Genomic DNA, 2,135 nt, shown 5'->3' on the forward strand with positions numbered 1-2,135 from the left:
CGCAGCTGCCGGCTCGGACGATGGTGTAGAGGGTGACGATGGAGTTGGTCTCCATCGCCGGCTCCACCGTCCGCCCGGTCATGCGGAAGGCGGTGTCGGCGATGCGGCGGTTCTGCATGTCGGGGGTGAGCAGGCAGAGCCGCAAGCTCGCCGCCTTTTCCCACGGCACCGCCCCTTGCGCGATCAGCTCCTCCGCCAGATCGTCGCGGCGGGCCAGCAGATGGTAGCGCTCGGTGTAGAGCGGCAGGGTGCGGACGTTGTTCAGCGGCTCGTTGTCGAGATAGGTGATGGCGGCGTCCAGTTCGAACTCGTCGAGCCCGCGCTGGATCTCGCGCGAGCTGAGCGAGACGACGCTGGAGCGGATGTGCGGAAAGCGGGTGGTGAAGGGCGTCAGCACATGCGGCACCACCGGCAGGGCGGTGGGGATGGCGCCCAGCCGCAGATGGCCGGTGACGCCCTGGGCCAGCGCCAGCAGCTCGTGGCGCAGGCTGTCGCGCTCGCCGACGATGCGGCGGGCGTATTCCAGCACCTTCAGCCCCTCCGGCGTGAAGCCTTCGAACTTCTGGCCGCGCTCGACGATGGGGACCTGAAGCTCCTCCTCCAGCTGGCGGATGGCGTTGGAGAGGGTCGGCTGCGAGACGTGGCAGCTTTCCGCCGCGCGGCCGAAATGCTTCTCGCGCGCCAGTGCCAGCAGATAGACGAACTTGCGGAACATCGTCCCTCCCCTGGCTCAAACCGCCGGGTCGAAGGGCGGGACCGGCAGGCCCGGCACATCGACCGTCATGGCGAACAGCCCGCCCGACTGCGGCAGCCGCTCCAGCTCGTCGGCGGGGCGGCCGGCGCTGGCGGTGGTGACGTAGAGCGTGCGCAGGTCGGGGCCGCCGAAGGCCACCATGGTCGGGCAGCGCGCCGGCAGCGGATGTTCCGACAGCAGTTCCCCGTCCGGCGAGAAGCGCGCGACCCGCCCGCCCTCGTACAGCGCCGACCAATAGCAGCCGTCGGCATCCACCGCCGCCCCGTCCGGCCGGCCGCGGTCGCCGTCCTTCGGCTCCAGCCGGACAAAGACCTCGCCGTCCGAGATCGCCCCGGTCGCCGGATCGTAGCGGTAGCGGCGGACGGTGAAGGTCGGCGTGTCGGCATGGTAGAGCGTCCGCCCGTCCGGGCTGAAGGCCAGCCCGTTGGAGGTCAGCAGCCCGCCGGCCAGCACCGCCAGCCCGCGGCGGTCGTAGCGGTAGAGATGCGCCTTGCCGCCGGCCTTCGGCTCGTCCAGCGTGCCGGCCAGATAGCGGCCGGCGGGATCGGTCTTGCCGTCGTTGAAGCGGCTGGCGCCCTGGTCCTCCGGATTGGCGGCGAGGCAGGTCACCGGCCGCCCCTCCCCGTCCAGCTGCCACAGGCCGGAGCGCAGGCCGGCGATGAAGCCGCCGCCCTTGCGCTGGGCGACGCAGCCGATCTCCTCCGGCAGGGCCATGGCCTGGTTGGCTCCGGTCGCCGGATCGAAGCGGTTCAGCGCCTTACCCTTGATGTCGACCCAATAGAGCGCCTGCTCGTCCACCGACCAGACCGGCCCCTCCCCCAGCCTGGCACGGGCATCGAGCACGCAGGTGAAGGCGGGGGTGACGGCAGGGCCGGCGGTCATCGCATGATCCTCGGGAGTCGAACGGACCCGCAGGGTCGGACAGTTCGGCCGCGTGATCAAGGACTCTGGCAAGGACTCTGGCGAGCGCCCTGGCGGGACCGGTGCCGCGCCCGGCGGAGGATGGAACGGCGTGGAACAGGATCCGGCGGATGTTCCATCGTCCGGCCGCCCCCTGCCGCCGCCCCTTACCGCCGCCAGGAGAAGGCGCCGACGCCGCGGCGGCCGACCGGGCCGGGGTTGAGGTTGGGGTACTCCTCGTACTGGTTGAGGGTGTAGGGGAAGACGCCCTTCGGCCCGGCGGCCTCCGGCTGGGCGACGACGGCGGCGATCAGGGCCGGGCTGGGCGGATGGCGCTCGCGGATGGCGCCGGGGATGTCGTCGTCGTCCAGTTCGGGGACGATGACGGCGGGCGGGTCCTCGGGGTTCGGGGCCGGCCTGGGGGCGGGCGGCTCGGCGGAGTGCTGGGCGGACTGGTCGGCGGGGTACCGGTCGGCTTGCG

The 2,135-nt window shown here is 72.1% G+C and carries 2 protein-coding genes and 1 pseudogene; all 3 read right to left on the minus strand.

Features of this window, described 5'->3' with window-relative positions:
* On the minus strand, positions 1–715 hold a 715-nt coding region (locus GBZ48_RS35725), incomplete at its 3' end, for a LysR family transcriptional regulator (protein ID WP_174475360.1).
* A 15-nt stretch (positions 716–730) separates the two neighbouring features.
* Positions 731–1,636: an SMP-30/gluconolactonase/LRE family protein gene (locus GBZ48_RS35730; protein WP_174475361.1), complete on the minus strand. Its 906-nt coding sequence runs from the start codon at positions 1,634–1,636 to the stop codon at positions 731–733.
* Between the two features lie 185 nt (positions 1,637–1,821).
* Positions 1,822–2,135: pseudogene (locus GBZ48_RS35735) on the minus strand (hypothetical protein); the annotation flags it as partial.

It is taken from the genome of Azospirillum melinis, assembly GCF_013340935.1.
Lineage (GTDB): Bacteria > Pseudomonadota > Alphaproteobacteria > Azospirillales > Azospirillaceae > Azospirillum > Azospirillum melinis.